General features: G+C 72.4%; 25 protein-coding genes. 11 read left to right on the plus strand and 14 right to left on the minus strand.

Going from position 1 to position 21,703, the window contains the following annotated elements; all coding sequences use genetic code 11:
* Nucleotides 1-170: 170 nt before the first annotated feature.
* The 5 genes from RSE42_RS12590 to RSE42_RS12610 all read right to left on the minus strand — a co-directional run bounded on the left by RSE42_RS12590 (nucleotide 171) and on the right by RSE42_RS12610 (nucleotide 4,498).
* Entirely contained in the window at nucleotides 171-959 is a 789-nt protein-coding gene (locus tag RSE42_RS12590) for an HAD family hydrolase (protein WP_415296466.1), read from the minus strand.
* Nucleotides 956-2,458 carry a glutamate--tRNA ligase gene (gltX, locus tag RSE42_RS12595; protein WP_415296467.1) on the minus strand — a complete coding sequence of 501 codons (1,503 nt, stop codon included), beginning with the start codon at nucleotides 2,456-2,458 and terminating at the stop codon, nucleotides 956-958. Before gltX ends, RSE42_RS12590 begins: the two co-directional genes overlap by 4 nt.
* Nucleotides 2,459-2,524: 66 nt before the next feature.
* On the minus strand, nucleotides 2,525-2,791 hold the full coding sequence (locus tag RSE42_RS12600) for a hypothetical protein (protein WP_137281016.1): 267 nt from the start codon (nucleotides 2,789-2,791) through the stop codon (nucleotides 2,525-2,527).
* A 2-nt stretch (nucleotides 2,792-2,793) separates the two neighbouring features.
* Nucleotides 2,794-3,576 carry a fumarylacetoacetate hydrolase family protein gene (locus RSE42_RS12605; protein WP_034654511.1) on the minus strand — a complete coding sequence of 261 codons (783 nt, stop codon included), beginning with the start codon at nucleotides 3,574-3,576 and terminating at the stop codon, nucleotides 2,794-2,796.
* 31 nt (nucleotides 3,577-3,607) lie between these two features.
* Complete coding sequence (locus tag RSE42_RS12610) at nucleotides 3,608-4,498, minus strand: methyltransferase domain-containing protein (protein ID WP_043656661.1); 891 nt, start codon at nucleotides 4,496-4,498, stop codon at nucleotides 3,608-3,610.
* A 129-nt stretch (nucleotides 4,499-4,627) separates the two neighbouring features.
* On the opposite strand from RSE42_RS12610, the gene RSE42_RS12615 reads away from it, so the two are divergent.
* The 3 genes from RSE42_RS12615 to RSE42_RS12625 all read left to right on the plus strand — a co-directional run bounded on the left by RSE42_RS12615 (nucleotide 4,628) and on the right by RSE42_RS12625 (nucleotide 7,312).
* Complete coding sequence (locus tag RSE42_RS12615) at nucleotides 4,628-5,848, plus strand: heparan-alpha-glucosaminide N-acetyltransferase domain-containing protein (RefSeq protein WP_415296470.1); 1,221 nt, start codon at nucleotides 4,628-4,630, stop codon at nucleotides 5,846-5,848.
* A 10-nt stretch (nucleotides 5,849-5,858) separates the two neighbouring features.
* Complete coding sequence (locus RSE42_RS12620; protein ID WP_114553907.1) at nucleotides 5,859-6,866, plus strand: aldo/keto reductase; 1,008 nt, start codon at nucleotides 5,859-5,861, stop codon at nucleotides 6,864-6,866.
* A 65-nt stretch (nucleotides 6,867-6,931) separates the two neighbouring features.
* Entirely contained in the window at nucleotides 6,932-7,312 is a 381-nt protein-coding gene (locus RSE42_RS12625; protein WP_114553906.1) for an MmcQ/YjbR family DNA-binding protein, read from the plus strand.
* A gap of 25 nt (nucleotides 7,313-7,337) precedes the next feature.
* On the opposite strand, the gene RSE42_RS12630 is transcribed toward RSE42_RS12625, so the two are convergent.
* The 3 genes from RSE42_RS12630 to RSE42_RS12640 form a co-directional block, all read right to left on the minus strand.
* Nucleotides 7,338-8,285 (minus strand): hypothetical protein, encoded by a 948-nt coding sequence (locus tag RSE42_RS12630; RefSeq protein ID WP_415296472.1) that lies wholly within the window; start codon nucleotides 8,283-8,285, stop codon nucleotides 7,338-7,340.
* Nucleotides 8,286-8,313: 28 nt separating this feature from the next.
* Nucleotides 8,314-9,390, minus strand: coding sequence for a DUF4190 domain-containing protein (locus RSE42_RS12635; RefSeq protein ID WP_415296474.1), 1,077 nt, complete (start codon nucleotides 9,388-9,390; stop codon nucleotides 8,314-8,316).
* Between the two features lie 1,212 nt (nucleotides 9,391-10,602).
* A complete protein-coding gene (locus RSE42_RS12640) occupies nucleotides 10,603-10,869 on the minus strand; it encodes a hypothetical protein (RefSeq protein ID WP_085387632.1) in 267 nt (88 codons plus the stop codon).
* A gap of 301 nt (nucleotides 10,870-11,170) precedes the next feature.
* On the opposite strand from RSE42_RS12640, the gene RSE42_RS12645 reads away from it, so the two are divergent.
* A complete protein-coding gene (locus tag RSE42_RS12645) occupies nucleotides 11,171-12,007 on the plus strand; it encodes a hypothetical protein (protein WP_137281010.1) in 837 nt (278 codons plus the stop codon).
* A gap of 4 nt (nucleotides 12,008-12,011) precedes the next feature.
* On the opposite strand, the gene RSE42_RS12650 is transcribed toward RSE42_RS12645, so the two are convergent.
* Nucleotides 12,012-12,515 (minus strand): hypothetical protein, encoded by a 504-nt coding sequence (locus RSE42_RS12650; protein ID WP_128082837.1) that lies wholly within the window; start codon nucleotides 12,513-12,515, stop codon nucleotides 12,012-12,014.
* 161 nt (nucleotides 12,516-12,676) lie between these two features.
* Between RSE42_RS12650 and RSE42_RS12655 the strand changes: the two genes are divergently transcribed.
* Entirely contained in the window at nucleotides 12,677-12,982 is a 306-nt protein-coding gene (locus tag RSE42_RS12655) for a histone-like nucleoid-structuring protein Lsr2 (RefSeq protein WP_034654496.1), read from the plus strand.
* Between the two features lie 31 nt (nucleotides 12,983-13,013).
* On the opposite strand, the gene RSE42_RS12660 is transcribed toward RSE42_RS12655, so the two are convergent.
* From RSE42_RS12660 to RSE42_RS12670, 3 genes are all read right to left on the minus strand, one after another.
* The gene (locus tag RSE42_RS12660; protein WP_137281009.1) at nucleotides 13,014-13,355 is read right to left on the minus strand and encodes a hypothetical protein; all 342 of its coding nucleotides are present in this window, start codon (nucleotides 13,353-13,355) and stop codon (nucleotides 13,014-13,016) included.
* Nucleotides 13,356-13,896: 541 nt separating this feature from the next.
* Entirely contained in the window at nucleotides 13,897-14,148 is a 252-nt protein-coding gene (locus RSE42_RS12665) for a hypothetical protein (RefSeq protein WP_034654493.1), read from the minus strand.
* Entirely contained in the window at nucleotides 14,145-14,930 is a 786-nt protein-coding gene (locus RSE42_RS12670; protein WP_034654492.1) for a hypothetical protein, read from the minus strand. Before RSE42_RS12670 ends, RSE42_RS12665 begins: the two co-directional genes overlap by 4 nt.
* 397 nt (nucleotides 14,931-15,327) lie before the next feature.
* Between RSE42_RS12670 and RSE42_RS12675 the strand changes: the two genes are divergently transcribed.
* The 4 genes from RSE42_RS12675 (at nucleotide 15,328) to RSE42_RS12690 (ending at nucleotide 18,292) form a co-directional block, all read left to right on the plus strand.
* On the plus strand, nucleotides 15,328-15,543 hold the full coding sequence (locus tag RSE42_RS12675) for a hypothetical protein (RefSeq protein WP_043655110.1): 216 nt from the start codon (nucleotides 15,328-15,330) through the stop codon (nucleotides 15,541-15,543).
* Between the two features lie 150 nt (nucleotides 15,544-15,693).
* A complete protein-coding gene (locus RSE42_RS12680) occupies nucleotides 15,694-16,113 on the plus strand; it encodes a hypothetical protein (RefSeq protein WP_034654486.1) in 420 nt (139 codons plus the stop codon).
* Between the two features lie 11 nt (nucleotides 16,114-16,124).
* A complete protein-coding gene (locus tag RSE42_RS12685; RefSeq protein ID WP_085387631.1) occupies nucleotides 16,125-16,820 on the plus strand; it encodes a hypothetical protein in 696 nt (231 codons plus the stop codon).
* 233 nt (nucleotides 16,821-17,053) lie between these two features.
* Entirely contained in the window at nucleotides 17,054-18,292 is a 1,239-nt protein-coding gene (locus RSE42_RS12690; protein WP_128082835.1) for a PIN-like domain-containing protein, read from the plus strand.
* 7 nt (nucleotides 18,293-18,299) lie between these two features.
* Here RSE42_RS12690 and RSE42_RS12695 read toward each other — a convergent pair whose 3' ends face one another.
* Nucleotides 18,300-19,028, minus strand: coding sequence for an HNH endonuclease family protein (locus RSE42_RS12695; protein WP_081895958.1), 729 nt, complete (start codon nucleotides 19,026-19,028; stop codon nucleotides 18,300-18,302).
* Nucleotides 19,029-19,072: 44 nt separating this feature from the next.
* Between RSE42_RS12695 and RSE42_RS12700 the strand changes: the two genes are divergently transcribed.
* A complete protein-coding gene (locus RSE42_RS12700; RefSeq protein WP_415296478.1) occupies nucleotides 19,073-20,065 on the plus strand; it encodes a 3-methyladenine DNA glycosylase in 993 nt (330 codons plus the stop codon).
* Nucleotides 20,066-20,149: 84 nt separating this feature from the next.
* Nucleotides 20,150-20,977, plus strand: a complete 828-nt coding sequence (locus tag RSE42_RS12705) for an aminoglycoside 3'-phosphotransferase (RefSeq protein ID WP_415296480.1) — start codon at nucleotides 20,150-20,152, stop codon at nucleotides 20,975-20,977.
* Nucleotides 20,978-21,007: 30 nt separating this feature from the next.
* Here RSE42_RS12705 and RSE42_RS12710 read toward each other — a convergent pair whose 3' ends face one another.
* Nucleotides 21,008-21,601: a YdeI/OmpD-associated family protein gene (locus tag RSE42_RS12710; RefSeq protein ID WP_415296481.1), complete on the minus strand. Its 594-nt coding sequence runs from the start codon at nucleotides 21,599-21,601 to the stop codon at nucleotides 21,008-21,010.
* Nucleotides 21,602-21,703 lie beyond the last annotated feature (102 nt).

A 21,703-nucleotide genomic window follows, 5' to 3' on the forward strand; every position in this document is an offset into this window, starting at 1 on the left:
AGCGGCCCGGTCCCCCGAGGTAGAGGCATGGTGGGCCGAGGTAGAGGTCTGGTCATGACCAGACCTCTACCTCGCGGAACCAAGGTTCTACCTCACGGGACCAGGGCTCTACCTCGCGGGACCGGGGCTCTACCTCGCGGAGCGGGGGCTGTGCCTCGCAGGGCCGGGGGTTACCTCGGCGCGGGGGTCTGCGCGGCCGCGACGCCGAGCGTCGCGGGGAGGTCGTCGAGGCCGTGGACGACGTGCACGCCCGACGCGCGGGCCGACGTCGGGTCCTCCGGGTGCGGGCCGCCGCGACGGGTGCCGGGGCGGTCGAGCCACACCCCGACGAGGCCCGCGGCGAGCGCGCCGCGCGCGTCGACGTCGAGCTCGTCGCCGACGTACGCGGTGCGGGCCGGGTCGGTGCCGAGACGACGGCACGCCTCGGCGAACACGCGCGGGTCGGGCTTGCCGAAGCCGAGCGTGTCCACCCCGACGAGCAGCGGCACGTCGGCCAGGCCCGCGGCCGCGAGCTTGCGGGTCTGGAGCTCGACGCGCGCGTTGGTCAGCGACCCGACGCGCACCCCGGCGCCCGCGAGCGCGTCGACGACGCCGCGGGAGTCGGCGAACGCCGCCCACGACGCCTCGAACGTGCCCCAGAAGAGGTCCTTCCAGTCGACGTACGCCGCGTCGTCGAGCAGCTCGCCGCCGAACGCCGCCTGGAGCTCGTTGGCGCGCGCCATCCGCTGGGCGTCGAAGTCGACCTCACCGCGCGTGTACGCGCGGTAGTGCCCGTTGGGGTCGGCGCGCCACAGGGCGAGGACCTCGTCGTAGCGCTCCTCGGGCAGGTGCGGCAGCCACACGCGCGACGCGGCGGCGATGGCCTGCGCGAACGCGGCGCGCGTGTCGACGAGCGTGTCGTCGACGTCGAACAGGACGCCCTCGAGCGGCGCGCCCGCCGAGGCCGCGGCGTCGGTCACAGCGCGTCCCGCAGGCGCACGAGGCGCTCCAGCGTCGAGCCCTTGCCGAGCAGCTCCATCGACTCGAACAGCGGCGGGGAGACGCGGCGGCCCGTGAGCGCGACGCGCAGCGGCGTGAACGCGAACCGCGGCTTGACGCCCATGCCCTCGACGATCGCGTCGCGCAGACGCTCCTCGATGGCCGCGGTGACGAACTCGTCGTCCTGCAGCACGTCGAGCGCGGCGATCGCCGCCGCGAGGATGTCCTTCGCGTCGTCGCGCAGGGCGCCGCGCGCATCCCCCTCGACCGTGAGCGCGTCGTCGGCCGTGAAGAGGAAGCCCAGCATCCCGACCGACTCGCCCAGCAGCACCATGCGCTCCTGGACGAGCGGCGCGGCCGCCGCGAGGATCTCCTGGTTGCGGGGCGACAGGTCGGCGAACGAGTCCGCCGGGACGAGCCCGCCCGCGTGCAGGTACGGGACCAGGCGGTCGCGGAAGTCCTGCGGCGCGAGCATCCGCACGTGCGTCGCGTTGATCGCCTCGGCCTTCTTGAGGTCGAAGCGCGCCGGGTTCGGCAGCACGTCGTGCACGTCGAACGCCTCGACCATCTCGGTGACGGTGAAGATGTCGTGGTCCGGCGAGATCGACCAGCCGAGCAGCGCGAGGTAGTTGAGCAGGCCCTCGGGCGTGAACCCGCGCTCACGGTGCAGGAACAGGTTCGACTCGGGATCGCGCTTGGAGAGCTTCTTGTTGCCCTCCCCCATGACGTACGGGAGGTGCCCGAACTCCGGCATCACGTGCGCGACGCCGATCTCCAGCAGCGCCCGGTAGAGCGCGATCTGGCGCGGCGTCGAGGAGAGCAGGTCCTCGCCGCGCAGCACGTGCGTGATGCCCATGAGCGCGTCGTCCACCGGGTTCACGAGCGTGTAGAGCGGCTGCCCGTTCGCGCGCACGAGCGCGTAGTCCGGGACCGAGCCCGCCTTGAACGTGATCTCCCCGCGCACGACGTCGGTGAACGTGATGTCCTCGTCCGGCATCCGCAGACGCAGCACCGGCTCGCGGCCCTCGGCGCGGAAGGCGGCCTTCTGCTCGTCCGTGAGGGTGCGGTCGAAGTTGTCGTAGCCCTTCGTCTTGAGCCCCGCGGCGGCGTTGCGCGCGTCGGACTCCTCCGGGGTCGAGAACGACTCGTAGACGTACCCGCCCTCGACGAGCCGCGCGATGACGTCCTGGTAGATGTCCGCGCGCTGCGACTGCCGGTACGGCTCGTGCGGGCCGCCCACCTCGACGCCCTCGTCCCAGTCGAGCCCGAGCCAGCGCAGCGCGTCGAGGAGCTGCTGGTAGCTCTCCTCGCTGTCGCGCGCGGCGTCGGTGTCCTCGATGCGGAACACGAACGTGCCGCCCGTGTGCCGCGCGTAGGCCCAGTTGAACAGCGCGGTGCGGATGAGCCCGACGTGCGGCGTCCCGGTCGGGGACGGGCAGAAGCGGACGCGGACGGGCGAGGAACCAGGTGCGGGGATCACGGCTCCCAGCCTAGTTGCCCGACGCCGCCCCCCGCCCGGGCGTCCGGCGCCGGGCCCGTCCTCGTCTCAGTCCGGGACGGTCCCCGCCGCGCCTCCCGCGCGCCCGGCCCGCCACGACCGCGTCGCGGCGACCGCCGCGCCGAGGGCGGCGCCCGCGAGCGCGCACCCCGGGACCAGGACGATCGCCAGCACGACGGCGTACGCCAGCACCTCGCCCAGGGGGACGTTCCCGGAGGCGATCGCGAGGACCGCGAGCACGACCACGACCACGCACGGGACGACGGCGCCCCAGCCTGCCCACCGCGCGACGACGCGGCCCGGACCGCGTCCCACGGTCAGCCGCGCCGGACGACCGGGTTGCTCAGGACGCCCAGCCCCTCGACCTCGCACTCGACGCGGTCGCCGACGTCGATCAGCCCGACGCCCGCGGGCGTGCCGGTGAGGATGACGTCGCCGGGCAGCAGGGTCATCGCCTCGGAGACGTAGGACACGAGGAACGGGATGTCGAAGATCATGTCGCTCGTGCGGCCGTCCTGCTTGACCTCGCCGTTGACGCGGCTGCGGACGCCGACGTCCTCGGGGTTCAGGTCGGTGTCGATCCACGGCCCGAGGGGGCACGCGGAGTCGAAGCCCTTGGCGCGCGCCCACTGGCCGTCGGTGCGCTGCGCGTCGCGCGCGGTGACGTCGTTCGCGACCGTGTACCCGAGCACGTACGCCGGTGCGGCCTCGGGCGACACGTCCTTCGCGAGGCGCCCGATGACGACCGCGAGCTCGGCCTCGTACGAGACCTCCTGCGAGAAGTCGGGCAGGACGATCGGGTCGTCCGGGCCGACGACCGACGTGTTCGGCTTGAGGAACAGCAGCGGGCTCGTCGGGACGTCGTTGCCCATCTCCTTCGCGTGGTCCGCGTAGTTGCGGCCCACGGCGACCACCTTGGAGCGCGGGATCACCGGCGCGAGGAGCCGGACGCCGTCGCCCAGCTCGACGCGCTCGCCCGTCGGCGTGACGGGCATGTAGAGCGGGTCGCCCGTGAGGACCGCGAGGTACGTGCGGTCCCCCTCCTGCTGGACGAGGGCGTAGCGGGGGTCGTCTCCGGTGGTGAATCTCGCGATGCGCACGGGCCCAGGCTATCCGGCCGTGCCCGGTCGATCACGCGCGGGCGAGGACCTCGCCGTTGAGGACGGCGAACCAGCCCGCGGGCTCCTCGGCCCAGCGCAGCCAGTCCTGCGCGAGCTGCTCGAGCGCGACGTCGTCCGCGAGCGCCGACTCCTTCGCCTGGACGGCGAAGTTCGACGCGACGCACCGCTCGGCCCACAGGCCGCCCCACCACGTGCGGTCGGCGGGGGTGGCGTAGCACCACGTGCTCGCGCTGGGCTCGATCCCGTCGAGCGGGAACCCGGCGTCCTGCACCCAGGAGAAGAGGCGACGGCCGGCGTCGGCCTCGTACCCGTAGGCGTGGGTGACCTCGTGGTAGAGCGTGTTCCACTCGGTGAGCCCCGGCGACTCGGGGTACCAGGTCATGGCGGCGTAGTCGGCGTCGCGCACGGCGACGAGGCCGCCCGGCTTCGTGACGCGCCGCATCTCGCGCAGCGCGCCGATCGGGTCGGACAGGTGCTGCAGGAGCTGGTGCGCGTAGACGACGTCGAACGTGCCGTCGGCGAACGGCAGCTCGTAGGCGTTCGCGTGCTGGAACGAGATGTTCGCGGTGCCGCGCTGGGCGGCGAGCTCGCGCGCGCTGTCGAGGACGGCCTCGGACGCGTCGACGCCGACGACCCGCCCGTCGCCGACGCGGTCGGCGAGGTCGACGGTGACCGTGGCCGGGCCGCAGCCGACGTCGAGGAGGCTCATGCCGGGGCGCAGGTGCGGCAGGAGGAAGCCGGCCGAGTTCTCGGCCGTGCGCCAGCGGTGCGAGCGCAGCACGGACTCGTGGTGGCCGTGGGTGTACGACTCGGACTCCTGCGCGGGGTCGCTGCCTGCCCCGGTGGGGGCGTCGGCGTGGTGCTCGGCGGCCTCGTCGGCGCCGTGGGGGGTGTGCGTCATACCCGCACCGTAGGCCGCGGGTGCGGCGTTCTCGACCCCGTTCTCACACTCTGGGCGCGCGGTCCCCGCGCGGCTCGTCCCCGGCGTGGCGGCGGGGTGGGAGCGCACCCGCGCACGGACAATCCCCCCATGACGGCCGCGACCGGCACGACCTCCGCCCCGGGCGACCGCGCTCGACCCTCCGCCGGCTTCGCGCGGCGCCACGCCGCGCTCCTGCTCGGCGGGCCGGGCCGCGTCACGGGGCTCGACGTCGCGCGCGGGGTCGCGGTCCTCGGGATGTTCGCGGCGCACGTGGGCTTCACGACGGACGACTTCGGCGAGGTCTCCGGCTGGCTCTCGCTGTCGCACGGCCGCTCGTCGGTCCTCTTCGCGCTCGTGGCCGGGGTGTCGCTCGCCCTCGTCTCGGGCGGACGCACCCCGCTCGACGGGCTGCCCGCGCTCCAGAACCGCACCCGGGTCCTCGTGCGCGCGGTGCTCCTGCTCGCCCTGGCCGGGCTGCTGGACCTGCTCGGCACGCGCGTGCTGCTCATCCTCGGCTTCTACGCCGCCTACTTCGTGCTCGCGCTGCCGTTCCTGCGCTGGCGGCGCCGGGACCTCCTGGTCCTCGCGGGCGTGGTCGCCGTCGTCGGCCCGGTGCTCGCCCTGTGGCTCCCGGAGGTGCTCGCGCGCGGCGGGCTCCACCTGCCCGACGACGGGTCGGGTGCGCTCACGGACTTCCTCGTCTCGGGGCACTACCCGGCGGTCGTGTGGATGGCGTACGTGCTCGTCGGGATCGCGATCGGTCGGTCCGACCTCGGCGCGAGGACGACGCGCGTCGCGCTGGTCGGCGGCGGGCTCCTGGCGGCCGGGCTCGGGTACGGCGTCTCGGCACTGGTGACGGGTCCGCTCGGCGGGACGCAGGCCGTGGAGGACGCGGCCGCCGTGTGGTCGAGCGCGTACCGGCCGGAGCCGCTCGGGTGGGCGGACCCGTGGCCGACGAGCGCGTACCTCTGGCTCGCGGGGCCGCACACGGACACGCTCCTGGAGGTCGTGGGGTCGGGCGGGTTCGCCGTCGCGGTGCTCGGGCTGTGCCTGTTCGCGGGCCGGGTCGGTCGCTGGGCGCTCGCCCCCGTCGCCGCGGTCGGCGCCATGGCGCTCACGGTCTACTCGGCCCAGATCGTCGTCCTGTGGGCGTGGGGCGACGCGGCGTACGAGCAGACGACGAACGGGCCGCTCCTCGCGCTCGTGCTCGCGACGCTGGTGGTCGCGACCCTGTGGCGCTGGGCGATCGGCCGCGGCCCGCTGGAACGGCTCGTCGCGTCCGTCGCGGCGCGCGCCTCCGCCGTCACGTCGTCGCGCGGGCCGACGTAAGGTCGGCCGCATGACCACCACGAGCGACGACCCCGCACCCCGCCCCGCCCTGCGCCGCCTGGGCCGGTCCGGCCTGGCGGTGTCCGCCGTCGGGCTGGGGTGCAACAACTTCGGGCGCCCCGCGACGGCGACGGAGACCCTGGAGGGCACGCGCGCCGTCGTCGACGCCGCCCTCGACGCGGGCGTGACGTTCTTCGACACGGCCGACACGTACGGCGGCCGCCCGGGCCTGAGCGAGGAGCTGCTCGGCCAGGCGCTCGGGTCGCGGCGCGACGACGTCGTCGTGGCGACGAAGTTCGGCATGTCGATGCGCGGGGCCGCGGGGGCGGACTTCGACGCGCGCGGCTCGCGCCGCTACGTCGTGCGGGCGGTCGAGGGCTCGCTGCGCCGCCTCGGCACCGACCGCATCGACCTCTACCAGTTCCACACCCCCGACCCGCAGACGCCGATCGACGAGACGCTCGCGGCGCTCGACGACCTCGTGCGCGCGGGCAAGGTGCTCTACGTGGGTCACTCCAACCGGGCCGGGTGGCAGATCGCGGAGGCAGAGCTCGTCGCGCGCGCGGCGGGCACCGTGCGGTTCGTGTCCGCGCAGAACCAGTACAACCTCGTCGACCGCGCGGCCGAGCTCGAGGTGCTGCCCGCCGCGGCGGCGTACGGGCTCGGCGTCCTGCCGTACTTCCCGCTCGCGAACGGCCTGCTCACCGGCAAGTACGCGCACGGCGCGCGGCCCGACGACGGCCGGCTCGTGCGCACCAAGCCGCACCTGCTCGAGTCCGCGCCCTGGGAGGCGCTCGCGCGGCTCGGCGCGTTCTGCCAGGTGCGCGGCATCACCGAGGTGCAGGTCGCGTTCGGGTGGTTGCTCTCCCGGCCCCAGGTGTCGAGCGTGATCGCGGGTGCGACGAAGCCCGAGCAGGTGCGGCAGAACGCCGCCGCCGGCGCGTGGCGGCCCACGGACGAGGACCTCGCCGAGCTCGACGAGATCTTCCCTCCGCTCGGGAAGGTCGCGCCCTTCTGACCCGCCGCGTCGAGCCGGGCGGCGGCCGTGTGGCCCGCCCGCGACCGGGTGCCTACCGTGGAGGCATGGCCTCGTGGGAGGACGTCGGACGGGTCGTGGCGGTGCTGCCGGGTACGGACCTCAAGGACGCGCGCCGGTGGACGGTGCACGGCAAGCTCTTCGTGTGGGAGCGTCCCCTGCGCCGCCGCGACCTCGAGGAGCTGGGCGACGCGGCCCCGGCGGAGCCGCCCGTCGCGCTCCGCGTCGCGGACGAGGGCGAGAAGGCCGCGCTGGTCCAGGACGACCCCGGCACGTTCTTCACGACGAGCCACTTCGACGGGTACCCGATCGTGCTCGCGCGGCTCGACCGGGTCCCTGTGCCGGAGCTCGAGGAGCTCGTCCAGGACGCGTGGCTCGCCCGCGCCCCGCACCGGCTCGCGCAGGAGTACCTGCGGCGCACGGAGTGACGCCCGCGCTCTCTCAGAAGTGTCGTCACCAGGAGAAGACCGCCACCGCGTAGTTCGCCCACGTCGGCTCCAGCGCCACCGTGACGTCATCCGGGTCGTGGACGGCGTACACGAGGTCCCACTCGCCGCTCGACCCCCGCGCGACGAGGTCCGGACGCTCGAGCAGGACGTCCGGCGCGTAGTCGTACACCCGGCGGGCCACGAGGCCGCCCGACACCGGCTGCACGTCGATGCTCCCGGGGTCGACGGCGCGGCCCGTGCCGTTCGTCAGGCGCACCCGGACACGCACGGAGTCCGGCGGGTCGCCGTCGCGCACCGCCGCGTGCTCGCTCGGCGTGTACGCCTGCGGCGCCGAGACCACGACGACGAGTCCGTCGGCGTACCGGACCGAGTCACCGAACCAGACGCGGTCGGACACGGCCGTGATCTCCGGGCCGTCGTCGGACCCGCCGCCGAGCGGGTACCCGCGCAGCGAGCTGCCGACGCCGTAGCCGGGACCGGACGCGGGCACGAGGTCGACAGCCACCCAGGTCGTGACGACGACCGTCCCCGCGAGCAGCGCGACGAGCGCGCGCGTCGCCCCGGGCACGCCGCGCGTGCCCCGACGCCAGGCGACGGCGCCGACCGTCAGCACGACGGCTCCGGCGACGGGGTAGAGCCAGCCCACGTGCGCCCAGCCCCAGCGCGCCGTCATGGCCTCGGTGACGAGGACGGCCCCGACGAGCAGGACGCCGAGGCACGCCGTGACGAGGACGCCCGTACCCGGCGGCCGGGCGCGCGCGGGCTGCGCGGCCGGTCCGGGCTCGGGGTCGCCCGGGGCCGGGCGTTCGCCGCCGTCCGCAGGCGCGCTGGCCTGCACAGGGTCCGGCGCCGAGGGCGCGGGCTCGCGCTCCCCCGCCGTACCGGGCGCCGTGCCCCACACGGGTGCGGGCGCCGCGTCGTCGGGCGGGGTCCTGGGGTCGCTCGTGCTCACCGGTCCGTCCCTCGGTCCCGTGCGCCGGTCAGTACGCGCTCACGCGGGTGACCTCGAAGGTCGCCGTCTTCATGGCCTCCAGGTTCTCGGAGTCGATGAAGTCGAAGGCCTCGACGGTCGTCGACTCGCCCGGCGCGAGCTCGTCGGTGTAGGCGAAGTCGGACTCGACGACCGTGCCGTCGGCCGCGACGGCGTCGATGTCGAGGTCGAACGTCAGCGGCTCGTCGGAGGTGTTGGTCAGCGTGACCGGCAGCGCGGACTCCACCCAGCCGAACTCGTCGGCGGTGCCCTCGAACGTGCCGATCTCGACCTCGAGGTCGTTCGCGAGGATCTCGTCCGTCGACTCGCCGAGCGCACGGTCGGAGTCCTCCTGGATCTCCGCCAGCGACTGCTCGTACTGCGACGAGGCCTCGTTCGCCGCGATGACGAAGAGGACCCACACGAGGATCGTCACGAGCACGGACACGACGCCCAGCACGATCGCCGCGATGGAGAAGCCCTTGCCCGACCGGCCCCGCTTCGCCTGCGACAGCCCGACGAAGCCGAGCACCACGCCCGCGATGCCCATGACTGCGGCGAAGATGTTGACGAACGGGATCCAGCTGCCGAGAAAGCCGAGGATCGCGAGCACGAAGCCGACGATCGCCATCGTCCCGGTCGACGACGCGGGCGCGGTGTACGGGGCGTAGCCGTTCCCGAACGGGCTCCCGTAGGGCTGCTGCGCGGCGCCGTAGGGCTGCTGGGCGGGGTCGCCGTAGGGCTGGCCGTACGGCTGCTGCGCGCCGGCGTCGGGGTAGGGCTGCGCGTACCCCTGCGCCGGGGACCCGGCAGGCTGGCCGTAGCCCTGCTGCCCGTACGCGGCCTGAGGATCGGCACCGTAAGGCGGGTTGCCGGGGTCTCCGTAGGGCGCCTGCTCCGGCGTGCTGCCGTAGCCGGGCGCGCCGTACGCGGCGTCGGGCGAGCCGTACGGCTGGGGCTGCGGCTCTCCCTGCGGCGCCCACGCGTCCTGCCCCTGTCCGTGCCCCTCCTGCGCCGGGTCGGAGCCCTGCGGCCGGTAGGGGTCGAACTGGTAGGGGTCCTGCGGTGCCGTGGGCGGCTGCGACATGGTGCTCCTCCGCGGCCTCGCCGCGAGATCGGTCGTTCGGGTCGGGGTGGCCGGCCGACGCGCGGTCGGCCGGCCGGACGCGCCGGGTCTTCACAGCACGTTCACGGCCATTCTTCCCGGTCGCGCCCACATCGGGAAAACCGCGCGGCGAGTGAAAGTCCGCCGCGCCGACGCCCCATAGCCAGGCCGCCGAGATCTCCTCCAGCTCCGACCGCGACGACGGTAGTCCCCCGCGAGCTCACGCAGCTCGCCCCCGACCCAGCCGCGGCCTCCGCGCCCAGACATACCGCCCCCGACCCGGAGCCGGCTCCCGGCCGCGAGCGCCGCGGGGGTGGCTCGACAGCCCCCGCACCCTCGAAGCGAGGGCCCCGACCGGGGCCCCACGACCCGAGAGGACGACCATGCCCGAGCACCACAGCCCCCGACGACGCGCCCGCCACCAAGGACGCCCCTGGTGGCACCGAGAAGCCGCGACCACCGCCCTACGCCTCGCCCTGATCGCCCTCGCCCACCACTGGCCCTGGTAGCCCACGCCCGTGACCCCACGCCCGACGTCGACGAGCACCCCCTCGACGACCAGCCCACCGAGATCCCCACACCCCCGAGCTCACGCAGCTCACGCAGCTCACGCCCGACGGTATGTCCCACCAGCTCCCCGTCGACGAGCAGCTCGAGCCCGACCAGCAGCTCGACGACCGCGGCCACCCCCCCCAGACATACCGCCCGGGCCCCGGCCCGACGAGCCCCCACCCCGACGGCCGCCCGCGAGCGCCCCACCAGCCGCGAGCGCCGACGTCGACGAGCGACCGCCGCGGCCGCGAGCGCCCCACCAGCCCGCGCACGACGACCGCGACGAGACCCGGAGCACGACGACGTCGCCCCCACCGAAGCCCCGCGTCGACGCGGGCCCCCAGCAGCAGCCCGACAACCCGGGCGCGCGCTCGAGCTCGAGGAGAGCTCGAGCCAGACCAGCGCGACGGCATGTCTCCCCCTAGCTCGACGAGCTCGCCGCCCAGCTCGACGACCACGAGCCCCCGGACATACCACCGCCGGCTCAGCTCGAGGAGATCCCACGGCGGTATGTCTGCCTGGGGGCTAGCTCGACGAGCAGCTCACCCGGGGACCGCGCGGGCCAGGGCCAGAGCCAGGACATACCGTCCCCCAGACCCCAGCCGGCGAAGCTCCGACGCCCGACCCCGCGGGACGGCCGGGTCACCCCAACGCAGCGACCGTCGCCACGAGCCCGCCGACCGTCACGACGACCCCCACGACGTCGACGACGAGCTGGAGCACCGCGAGCGCCCGGCTGTCTCCCCCGTCTTGGACCTGCGACCCGCCGCGGACGGTCTGCGAGCGAGGGCCGCCGCCGCGGTCGACCTCGACCGCGAGCACGGCGCCTTCCTCGACGACCTGCTCGAACTCGTCCCCCGCGGCCGTGCGCGTCCAGGTCCACGAGCGCCGCGGGCCCCGCGCGCTCACCCGCACGCGCTCCGCGTCAGGAGGCCCCCAACCGGGCCACCAAGGATCAGTGCCCCCAGGCTCCTCCCACGAGGGCTCCCACGGCTCCCACGTCTCCCACGGGCCCTCTGAGGCCCCTCCCGGGCCGCGAGCGCCACCCAGGCCGTGATCCTCCGGAACGCGGCCACGCGCGCGCTCCCCTACCTGCTGAACCTGATCTGCGATCACCATGGCGCGCATGGTGGAGCACGTCGGACCGTAGCGTCGCGCCCTGCTCCAGATTCACCCGTACTGCGGGCCCTTTCGGGGCTACCTTCGGGACATGCCGGATGGAGCCGAGGTCGTCGCTGCTACTGCTGCCTGCGTCGCAGCAGCAATCGTCGCTTGGCAGTCGTGGGAGACGCGGAAGAGTGCGAATGCCTCGCGCGAGGCGGCCCAGGCAGCAGCAGCAGGTCTAGAAACCGCGAATGACGCGCTCGAGATCGCGCGGCAGGAGGAAGGCCATAGCAGGGCACTCGTCGTAGAGGCTCATCGAGCTCGCATCGACGCGACACTTCCAGCTATCTCGGTCATCCCTCAGCAGACGATCTTCTGGCCACCGACGCTCTCGCCGAATCCCTACCAGGCCAACTCCTGGGAACGCTGCCCACTGGACGCGTCTTTCACGCTCCCCGCCGACGCACGCAAGGCGCTCGGTGTCCAGGGCCGCATTGGGATCTACAACGGCAGCCAGAGAGTCGTCCAACTGCGAGTCGACTACCTGCCGATGGACGGTGGAGAGAGGGTCTACGACCGGGTCGTCACGCTGGCCCCAGGTGCAGATCACTCGATTGAGTTTCTCGCCTGGACCTGGATCGAACACTGGGTGACCCAAGAGGATGCCGCAACGCGGTCATTGGAGGGGCAGCCACCTGGAGTCTCCTACTCTGATCAGCTCGACAGTGGGGGGAGCATCAGCTGGTCGTTTGCGATCAGCCATGCCCCGATCTACCAAACGCACGATTCAGAGCCCGGGCGCTACCGCCTCATTTCGGCCGAGCCTTCGCCCGGCCGAAGCAGTCCCGGCTCACCGAGCCTCATCGTTCAACGGGAGTACCGAACGTACTGGCTCTCACGACCGGATGGCATAGAACTTCCATCCCCTGAAGTGGCCGAGTAAAAATCTACGGTTCCGGACTCTCCTCTGGCGCATCGTTGGGAGAGGTACGTGGCAGGTCTTCGGGGCGAATGTGGTCGCCGAGCCCATGTACCATCCATTGCCCGAACTCAGGCCTCCAGACAAGCGTCACCACCGCTGCTGCGAGGACCACCTGCTCCTCTGTTACCTCGTACGATTGTTCGATGTTGGAGAGAATCTTGACGTACGCAACGTCCGAGGCATCGTGAGCCCTGTTTGCCCTGCTTCCAAAGCCCGGGTTCTGAATAGCCTCGAGGCCTTTCGCGGCCTCTGAAAAATCTCCCCAGGCGTCGAGCGACTCCGGAGTGACAAGATTGTGGAGCGCATTCGAGTACTGCACCGGGTCTCGCAGCGCTTTGAGGAACAAGATGCCCACGGCGACTGGGTCGTCGAGACTCGGTTCAGGCAATGCCGCGGCGGCTTCTTCGTCGCTAGCGAACCGTCGACCCTCGTAGTCAGGGTCACGCGGGTCCTCCGGTTGGTTGCTCATGCTTGACCATAGCCAGCCCCCGCCCGAGGGCTCAACGCCGGACGACGCCAGCGCGCAGGAAATCACCCGAGCCTCTGCCTGAGGGCCACTTGCGAAGCGCTGGGACGGGGCCAGCACCGTTCTGGTGCGTCCATGGGCGCCGATGCCCGATCATGGGGCGCATGGTGCAGCAGAAGCGCGTGATCGTGACCGACGACTTGGACGGCACGGAGGGTGCGAAGCCCTACCGGTTCGCGTGGCAGAACACCGTCTACGAGATCGACCTCAACGACGAGCACCGCGACGAGCTCCTGCGCGCGCTCCAGCCCTTCATCGACGCCGGACGACGCGCTGGACGGCGCACCGTGCCCGCCGCCAGTGGCGACGACCGGGCAGCGATCCGTCAGTGGGCGCGCGAGAACGGGCACGAGGTGTCTGACCGCGGCCGCATCTCGGCCGCCGTCGTCGAGGCGTACAACAACCGCTGACCCGGGGCCGCGAGCGCCGAGCGGCGAGGCCCTACCCGACGAGGCGCAGCCGCGTGCGGCGCGTCGACGCTGCCGGGCGCGCTTGGCCGTCGACGGCGTCGACGAGCGGGCTTCCCGGCATGGGCAGGGTGAGTGTCCAGCGGTCCGTCATGCCGCGTGCCGTGCGAGCGACGTCGAGTTCGCAACGACGCAGGTAGCCGGCCCCACGGTCCGGCCCCGCCCAGCGGCGCTCGACGACGTCGAGACGCACCGCGGCCTGATCCCACGGTGAGACACTCACCAGCCCCGAGCCGCGTTCTCGCGCGCGGGCGAGCAAGCGGCGTCGCTCGGATGGGCTGAGGTGGGCGTCGGGGCCTACTACGACGTAGGTCATACCGTCCAGGAGGGCCGCGACGACCCAGGAGGGCCGCGACGACGCCCGCAGGGTCCTCCCCTACCTTGGGGACCAGGGCGACGCGGTCGAGCGCCACGCCCGCGTCGTTGGCCGCGAGCATCCCGACGTCGGGCGCGCCGACGACGGCGAGCCAGTCCGAGGTGCCCTGGGAGGTCGCGAGTAGCGCGAGCAGGAGCGACGTCGAGCCCGTCACGACGCTCGCTGTGCCACGCGGCAGGCGCCCGTCGTCGAGAATCGCGCCGAGCGGCCGCGGGCCGTCGTCGAGGTCGACGACGCCCGGCGTCGACGCGCGCACGCCCGTGCGTAGCTCGGCGCGACGCAAGGTCGCGCGAGCCACCTCGAGCGGGTCGAGCGCGGTCGTCGTCACCCGTCCAGGCTACGCCGCTGTTCGAACACGTATTCCCCTGAGCGAGACGCGAGAGATCGTTGGGAATGCTGGCTTTCTGCATCGTGGACGGTGTCTGTCACGCGGCAGGCAGTGCGAGGGCGCGGGCCCGTGTCTGCGGGCCCGCGCCGGACACTATCGGGGTAGCGGCGTTACCTCGATCCCGATCCACTTGTAGCCGTCTTGGTCGGGGGTCGGCTCGTAGGTGAGGTGCACTCGCTTACCGACGTAGAGCTGGTCGGTGCGCAATCCGCCGCGGAGCATCGGGAAGAAGATCCAGACCTCATGGCGATCGGTGTCGGTCGTGGCGACCCCATGGGACTCCTCGGGGAGCCAGGTCGTGATGGTGGCGAGGTCCGCGGCAGGGGGCTTGTCGCTGGCGCTCATGCGGTCAGCCTGACGGTCTTGCAGACGTAGAGCGAGGCAGGCAGGGTCTTGCCTCCCGAGCGGATGGTGAACGTGAACTGGTCATCGAACTTGAATGTCGCAGGCACGCTGTTCATCGAGAACCCGCCGTGGAACCAGTAGGTCTTGCCCACGTTGGCGTGGCGGGCGTTCATGCCGAGGGAGATCCCGTTACGCCAGCCCTTGGCACCACGCTCAGTGACGGTTGAGTTGATGATGCTCTTCAAGCCGTCGCTCAGACGCAGCCCCCAGTGGACCTTCTTGACGGGGCAGTTGTTCTGGATGCTGAGCCGATTGTTGGCGTCGACGAACTCGCGGTCAGCCTTGCACTTGATCGAGACTGTCGCCGCGGTCTTCATCGCGGTGACGACACCCCCGCCGCCCTGGGGTGCGCCCGCCTCGCGCAGCGCCGCCCCGACTGTTGTGTCGAGCGCGAGCTGGCTCTCAGCCTCACCGGCGGGCAGCACCTGTGCGGTGGCGTCAGCGTCGAGCATGATCTCAAGGTCGCTCGCCACCTCGTGCTGCTCACGTTCGGTCAGGTCGTTGACGTCGACGACAAGGGTGCTCAGGTCTCCGGGCCCCTCACCGACGTCGATCACTAGGACCTCGGCCTGAGGATCGAGGCCATCAAGCACGGCCACGTCCGTGGTCGGGTCTTGTGTGGCGGTGCTCGATTCCTGCGCGGCAGCCGTGGGAATGGATGCGGCGCAGAGCGCCATCACGGTGACGAGTGCTGTGGTCGAGCGCCTCATCTGCTGCTTCATGCCTGGCGGTCTCCTTCGACTGAAGCGTCTGGCCCCCTGCGGGCCGACGCGCCCCACCGTGGCAGTCACCTCGGCCAGGTGCTCGCCCAGACACAAGATCGAGGACCTTTGTCACCCGTTCGGGGCTGAATGGCCTTCAGGCCGTCTTCCGGCCTCGTACCCCCGCTACGCGCCGCTGGCCGCGGGCTCCTCTCCTCCTCGTCAGGCCCGCGTCGACAACAACACCCTGGAGAACATCCGGGTGCGACGAGATGTGCGGGCTCAGCAGTTGCGTCGCCTACGTCGACGACGCCTTGGCGAGAACCCAATAGAACTGGTGTTCGAATACGATTGTGTCGTGGGTACTCGTCGACGTCCGCCTCCGGGCGGCTGACCGTCCGGCATCGAGACGGTCCCGATGCGCGACCACGCCGATGAAGCGCCCGAGCTCGCGCGGCGCGGCGAGCGGATCGTGCGACCGGCCGAGGGCATCCCGGTGCGCGCCTGGGTCACGCAGCGCCAGAGCGGCGAGGCCCGCGTCGACGGCGAGGCCGTCGCATGGGCGGGCCGCCAGGTCCACGTGCGCTACCTGTTAACCGGCTATCGGATCTGTTTGTGCAGGTCAGGTAGTTGAGTGGAGCCTCGAGTTGCCCGTAGCGACTGCTGCAGAGCCGGGCGGGCCGAGGTATCCCGAGACAAGGAACACGTTCGGGCGTACCGTCCCAGGCACCAGCAGGGGGCTGCAGGAGTTCGCGCACGCTCCCGACGAGAGAGGAGCGTGGAAATGAACGAATCGATCGCTTTGCGTACACGCAAGGGGTTGATCCCCCTTGCCGTGCTGGCAACGATCCTGGTTGCCCTACTTGTCGGCGCTCGCCCGGCAGCCGCAGCAGCGGCGTGCGCAGCTGCTGAGAACGCCCAGGCCGAGGTTGCCCAGCTTCACGTCGCCAGCGAGCTCCAGGGCATCGATGAGCGGGGCGCTGTCGACACTGATGACGGCGGGGTCATCGTCACGCCGCAGGTCATCACCTGGACGCCCTACGACGGTTTCCACATCACGTCGTCTGCGAACTGTCAGTCTCGTATGGCGTACCTGAAGAAGGTGGCACCGGACTTCAAGTCATGGAAGTGCCAGCGGTTCTACGTGCCGGGCTGCCCGACCGGGTACTACTACTGGATGGTCATGGTGGGGACGAACTACTGAGCGCCATCACCGTGATCGAAGGGCTGCAGCCGGGGTCACGAGTGGTGGCCGCCGGACTCCCCATTGTGGTCGAGGGCGAGACAGGCCTCGCCCTCGACCCGGAACATGCGCAGACTGCCCCTTACGACTCGCCATGGACGGTAAGGACCACGTGGCCCGATCCACCCGAGCCCACCCTTCGACCTGACGAGCTGCTGAAGGTGCACGGGATCTGGGACGGCTCCGGCATCGCCGTCTCCCGCGTGACCGTCACGCGCGAGGAACCCAAGCCCCTCCAGCAGAGAGCCTCTGCCGGCAGACCGATCGAGCCATCGCGCTACGCCATCCTGAGAAAGGCGCTCGACGCGCTCACGGCCGCAGACCTGCTCGCCGCAGCGCACACCACGCCAGGGAGCGACCTCGTCGGCGACTTGTGCGTGTTCGACGCCCCCACCGCCCAACGCGTGCTGCGCGCGGAGGGCATACCAATCACCCAGTTCCGGATCGTCCGGTGCCAATGGACCCGAACCGAGCTGGGGACGGCCCGAGGCCTGTACGCGCACGTCCCCGACGAACTGCTCAGCGCCTTCGGCGAAGCGGTAACAGAGCAGGTGCAGCCGCAGGTCCTCCTCGAGGTGAAACTCGTGACACCAGACCTTGCGCGAGCGGTCTCTGATCTTCCAACGGGCCTTGTCAAGGTGACGCCGTACATCCGACCTGATGCCTGAGGGCACGGGCGTGGCACCGACGCATGAGCCCGACGAGGACCGAATAGCCGGGGAATACGTCTCGCGCGAGGGAAGCGAGGGCTGGGCGTGGCTCTGGGCAGACGCCGTCGAGCGCCGCTGAGCCCAGACGCGACGAGCCCCGACCAGCTCAGGGGGTAGCCGGTAGGGGCGTCGTCGTGCGGGAGCGTATCGGCCCCCACCGACAGCGAGCGCCGAGGGCGTAGCGTGTGCGCGTGCGAACCCAGTTCAGCCACCACTACGAGCGGCCCGACGACGACGAGGTCAACACCGCCCTGCGTGAGGCGACGGTCGTGCTCGACACCAACGTGCTGCTCGGCCTCTACCGCGTCTCCCCTGACCTGCGCGCCACGCGACTCAAGGTACTGAAGGCGATCGGCCCCCGGCTCTTCCTCCCCCACCAGGTGGGCATCGAGTTCCACCGCAACCGTCGCGAGGTCGCGGCCGGGATCGGCACCGCCTACGAGACGGTCCGCGCGGCGGCGGACGCGCTCCAGAAGTCCGTGAAGACCTTCGGCGGCGGCGAAGGCCGCTACGACGAGACGACCACCCGCGTGAAGGAGCTCATCAACCCGCTGGTCAAGGCGATCGTCGACGGACTCGATGAGCTCGAGAAGGACGACCCGCACCGCATCGACCAGAGCGACGACCCTGTCCTCGCCGAGCTCGAAACACTGCTCGACGACGACCAGGTCGGCCGAGCCCCTCGGGCGAAGAAGGTCGCGAAGCGTGCCCGCGACTTCGAGACGGTCCGCGTCCCCTTGCGCCTACCCCCGGGGTTCGACGACGCGCACAAGATCACTGGCCGCGGCGTGTCCGCGGCGGCGGGTGACTACCTGCTGTGGTGCGAGGTGCTCGCCCACGCCAGGAAGAACGGGACCGACGTCGTCCTCATCACCGACGACGCCAAGACGGATTGGTGGCAGAAGGTCCCGGGCGGGCGCGACGTGCCGCACCCGCTCCTGGTGTCGGAGTTCCAGCGCGAGACGGGACAGAGGTACTACCAGCTCTCCACGCGCGAGCTCTTGAGGAAGGCTGACGACGCCCTCGCCATCTCCGTCACGTCCCAGAACCTGGAGGAGGAGGACGAGCTCGCGGCGGCGGTCGAGGCCGAGCGGGCTTTGGAACGGATCACCGACTTCCGGGGCCGTCTCACCGTATCCGCGGCAGCGTCCGCCGTCGAGAACGATCTTCTCCGGACCTATGGCCCCAGTTGGAACCTCTCTGACAGCGACCGGGAGCGTCTGATCGCGGCAGCGAGCCGTGGGTTGAGCTCGCAGATCCACGAGGTGGGTCACCTCTTCGGCAGCCACTACAAGGTGCCGTTGACGCCCGAGATGGCGGAGGCACTCCGGGCGCTGCGCCAACAGCTCACGCACGCAGACTTCATCCGACACGAACGCTCAGAGCAAGAACCACCGCCCGAAGAACCGGATGACGAGGGCACAAGCTGAGCGAGATTCAGCAGCCCTCCAGTACACGCTCGATGGCGTCGGCCTCGGCCGCGGTGACCCACAGGCCGTACGCGCTCTTCACCGCGACCTGCGCAGCGACGTACTCACATCGGTAGCCCTTGGCCGGGGGGAGCCACGTGGCGGCGTCGCCCGCTCCCTTCTGCTGGTTCGTCGGTCCGTCGACCGCACGCAGGTTCAACGGGTCGTTGGCGAACTGCTCGCGGGTCTCAGCACTCCACTTCTGGGCGCCCTTCTGCCATGCGTCGGCGAGGGCGACAACGTGGTCGATCTGGACGGCCGAGGACGTGTCCTGCCCGCGCTCGAAGTTGATCGACTGCCCGGTGTAGGGGTCCTGGAGCGTCCCGCTCAGGACGACGCAGCCGTTCGTGCCCTGCTTGAAGGTGACGGCAGTGAGGTCGCGGCGCAGCACGTCGTTGCGGGTGTCGCATCCGTTGCGGTCGGTGTCGGCCCAGGCAGGCCCGAAGAGGTCTCGGTCGTAGCCGGCCTTGGGCGCGCGGCCCTTGACCTCGAGCTCATCGAGTAGCGCCCGAACCTCCTCGACGTCGACGGAGGGGTCGGGTGATGCGGTGGCGTCCGGCAGTTGCGCGGAGCTGCCCGCCGTCTCGCGGAGTTCGTCGAGCAGGGCTGGGAAGTCGTCGCGCGCCGTGGCGATGCCTGCGCACGCGAGCGCGGCGACGACGAGGGTCGAGATGGTGACGGTTCGTTTCCGTGGCACGCGTCCTCCTAGGGCTTCCCCGTGGGCTCTCGTACCCTGGGTGCGTGCCTGCGACCGCCACCGCGACCCACCGGACGACGCCCGTCGTCCGCCCCGTCGTGCTGCCTGTCGCGGAGTGGGCGGAGCTCGACCGCGCCCACGCCGAGCGCGCGGACGCGCTCACGGCCGGGTGGCGGCACCGCAAGCCGCTCGGGCAGAAGCACGCGATCGAGGACTTCCTCTTCACCTACTACCCCACGCGTCCGGCCCAGCTCCGGCGCTGGCACCCGGGGCCGGGCGTCGTGCTGGCTCCCCCGACCGCCGCGCGCGGCGCGGCGCCGGGCACCGACGCGGCGCCCCACCCGTACGCCGACCGCGCCGGATGGCGCTGGTACCGGCGCACGCCCGACGGCCTGGCGCTCGACACCGACGCGTTCCTCGCCGACCGTGGCGACACCGTGCGGTACCTGCGCGCCCTGCTCGACGCCACCGCGTCGCGCCCCGGCCGGTTCGGCTGCTTCGGGCTCCACGAGTGGGCCATGGTCTACCGCGACAAGGCGGCCGGGCGCGACCACCGGCACCCGCTCCCCCTGCGGCTCGGGCACGACGGGACCGACCGGGTCGTCGAGGACCACCCCGTGCAGTGCTCCCACTTCGACGCCTTCCGCTTCTTCACGCCCGAGGCCGGGCCGCTCAACCGCCTGCGGCCCACGCGCGAGACGCAGCCCGCCCTGGAGCAGCCCGGGTGCCTGCACGCGACGATGGACCTCTACAAGTGGGCGCTCAAGCTCACGCCGGCCGTCCCCGGCGACGTCGTGCTCGACGCGTTCGAGCTCGCGCGCGACGTCCGCGTCGTCGACATGCAGGCGTCGCCCTACGACGTGTCGTCGTACGGGCTGGAGCCGGTCGCGATCGAGACTCCCGAGGGCAAGGCCGAGTACGTGCGGCACCAGCGCGCCTTCGCCGCCCGCGGGGCGGTGCTGCGCGAGCGGCTCGTCGCCGTGTGCGACGCGCTGCTCCCGCCGGACGGCGACGCGGCCGCCCGCCCTCCCCGCTGACGCACCGACGACCGGCGCGCCGGGCCGACGTCGCGCCGGGAATGGCCGTGACCGGCGGACGGACCGCGTGCGAGGATCGCCCGCGTGAGCCGCGCCGAGACCATCGCCGAGATCCCGACCGGACCCGTGGCCGTCCCCGCCGTCGTCCGCGCGCTCGCGGGGGACGACGTCGTCACCCCGGTCTGGCGCAACACCGTCGGCGGGCTGACGTTCCGGCTCGACCCCCGCGGCGGCGAGGCCGCGCGACCGGTCCGGTACGCGAAGTGGGTCCCGGCGGGCGTCCCGGAGATCGACCTGGCCGCGGAGGCCGAGCGGCTCGCGTGGGTCGGCGACCGGACCCCGGTGCCGCGCGTGCTCGACCAGGGCGCGGACGACGACGGCTCGTGGCTCGTGACGCAAGCCGTGGCGGGGCGGTCGGCGGTCGAGGCGCGCTGGGCGGGCGACCCGGCGGTCGCGGCGACCGCGATCGGCCGCGGGCTGCGTGCGCTGCACGAGGCGCTCCCGGTCGCGTCGTGCCCCTTCACCTGGTCCGTCGCGCAGCGCGTGGCGCAGGCCGACGACCGCCTCGCGCGCGGGCACGGCCCCGACGAGTGGTTCCCCGAGCATCGCGGTCTGGCCGTCGCCGAGGCACGCGCCCGGCTCGACGACGCTCCCCCGGTCGACCGCCTCGTCGTGTGCCACGGGGACGCGTGCGTGCCGAACACGCTCCTGCACGACGACGGCACCTTCGCCGCGCACGTCGACCTCGGCTCGCTCGGGGTCGCGGACCGCTGGGCTGACCTCGCCGTCGCGGCGTGGAGCACGGAGTGGAACTACGGCCCCGGGTACGACGGCCACGTCTACGCGGGCTACGGCGTCGACCCCGACCTGGAGCGCATCGCGTACTACCGGCTGCTCTGGGACCTGTCGTGACGGTGGGGTGCGGCGCACCGCCGTGCGCCGTCAGCGCCGCGGCTGGTGGGCGGCGACGCCCTGCGCCGCGAGCTCGGCGGTCTCCGCGATCCGGCGGGCCCGGGTCTCGGGCCGCTTCGCCTCGACGATCCAGCCGAGGATCGAGCGCCGCACGCCGGGCGTGAAGGCGTCGAAGCGGGCACGCGCGTCGGGCCGCTCGCCGAGCGCCGTGGCGAGGTCGTCGGGGACGACGAGCGCCTCCGCGTCGTCGTGCCGGGTCCAGGACCCGTCCGCCCGGGCCGCCTCCACGACGGCGCGCCCCGCGTCCGTCAGGCGTCCGTCCGCCTCGACGCGCGCGACCCGCTCCTTGCTGAGGCGCGTCCACCGGGAGCCGGGGCGGCGGCGCGTGAACCACAGCGCGTGCCGGTCCTGGTCGACGGTCGCGGCCTGCCCGTCGATCCAGCCGTAGGACAGCGCCTCCTCGATCCACGGCTCGTACCCGAACGTCGGCCGGCCGCTCTCGCGGCGCCACGTGAGGAGCCAGACCCCGGGCTCGGGGTCGTCGTGGTGCGCGGCGAGCCACGCCCGCCACTCCGCGGGTGTCTGCGCGTGGAACGCGGGCCGACCCTGGTACTCCTCGGTCACGGTGGCGCCTCCGTCCTCGGTCGGGGCACCAGCGTGCCCGGTCCGTGGCGGAGGCGCCAGGTGCCGACCCGGGAGGCGCCCCGTCGGCGCCTCCCGGGTCGG

This window comes from Cellulosimicrobium sp. SJTW-1, from assembly GCF_047716875.1.
Classification (GTDB): Bacteria; Actinomycetota; Actinomycetes; order Actinomycetales; family Cellulomonadaceae; genus Cellulosimicrobium; species Cellulosimicrobium funkei.

What these genes read in the sequence shown, in the direction of transcription:
- RSE42_RS12680 (WP_034654486.1), top strand. Translation starts at nt 15,694, where the DNA reads ATGAACGAATCGATCGCTTTGCGTACACGCAAGGGGTTGATCCCCCTT.
- RSE42_RS12610 (WP_043656661.1), bottom strand. Translation starts at nt 4,498, where the DNA reads ATGACGCACACCCCCCACGGCGCCGACGAGGCCGCCGAGCACCACGCC.
- RSE42_RS12675 (WP_043655110.1), top strand. Translation starts at nt 15,328, where the DNA reads ATGCGCGACCACGCCGATGAAGCGCCCGAGCTCGCGCGGCGCGGCGAG.
- RSE42_RS12615 (WP_415296470.1), top strand. Translation starts at nt 4,628, where the DNA reads ATGACGGCCGCGACCGGCACGACCTCCGCCCCGGGCGACCGCGCTCGA.
- RSE42_RS12645 (WP_137281010.1), top strand. Translation starts at nt 11,171, where the DNA reads ATGCCGGATGGAGCCGAGGTCGTCGCTGCTACTGCTGCCTGCGTCGCA.
- RSE42_RS12660 (WP_137281009.1), bottom strand. Translation starts at nt 13,355, where the DNA reads ATGACCTACGTCGTAGTAGGCCCCGACGCCCACCTCAGCCCATCCGAG.
- RSE42_RS12625 (WP_114553906.1), top strand. Translation starts at nt 6,932, where the DNA reads ATGGCCTCGTGGGAGGACGTCGGACGGGTCGTGGCGGTGCTGCCGGGT.
- RSE42_RS12650 (WP_128082837.1), bottom strand. Translation starts at nt 12,515, where the DNA reads ATGAGCAACCAACCGGAGGACCCGCGTGACCCTGACTACGAGGGTCGA.
- RSE42_RS12635 (WP_415296474.1), bottom strand. Translation starts at nt 9,390, where the DNA reads ATGTCGCAGCCGCCCACGGCACCGCAGGACCCCTACCAGTTCGACCCC.
- RSE42_RS12620 (WP_114553907.1), top strand. Translation starts at nt 5,859, where the DNA reads ATGACCACCACGAGCGACGACCCCGCACCCCGCCCCGCCCTGCGCCGC.
- RSE42_RS12665 (WP_034654493.1), bottom strand. Translation starts at nt 14,148, where the DNA reads ATGAGCGCCAGCGACAAGCCCCCTGCCGCGGACCTCGCCACCATCACG.
- RSE42_RS12655 (WP_034654496.1), top strand. Translation starts at nt 12,677, where the DNA reads ATGGTGCAGCAGAAGCGCGTGATCGTGACCGACGACTTGGACGGCACG.
- RSE42_RS12670 (WP_034654492.1), bottom strand. Translation starts at nt 14,930, where the DNA reads ATGAAGCAGCAGATGAGGCGCTCGACCACAGCACTCGTCACCGTGATG.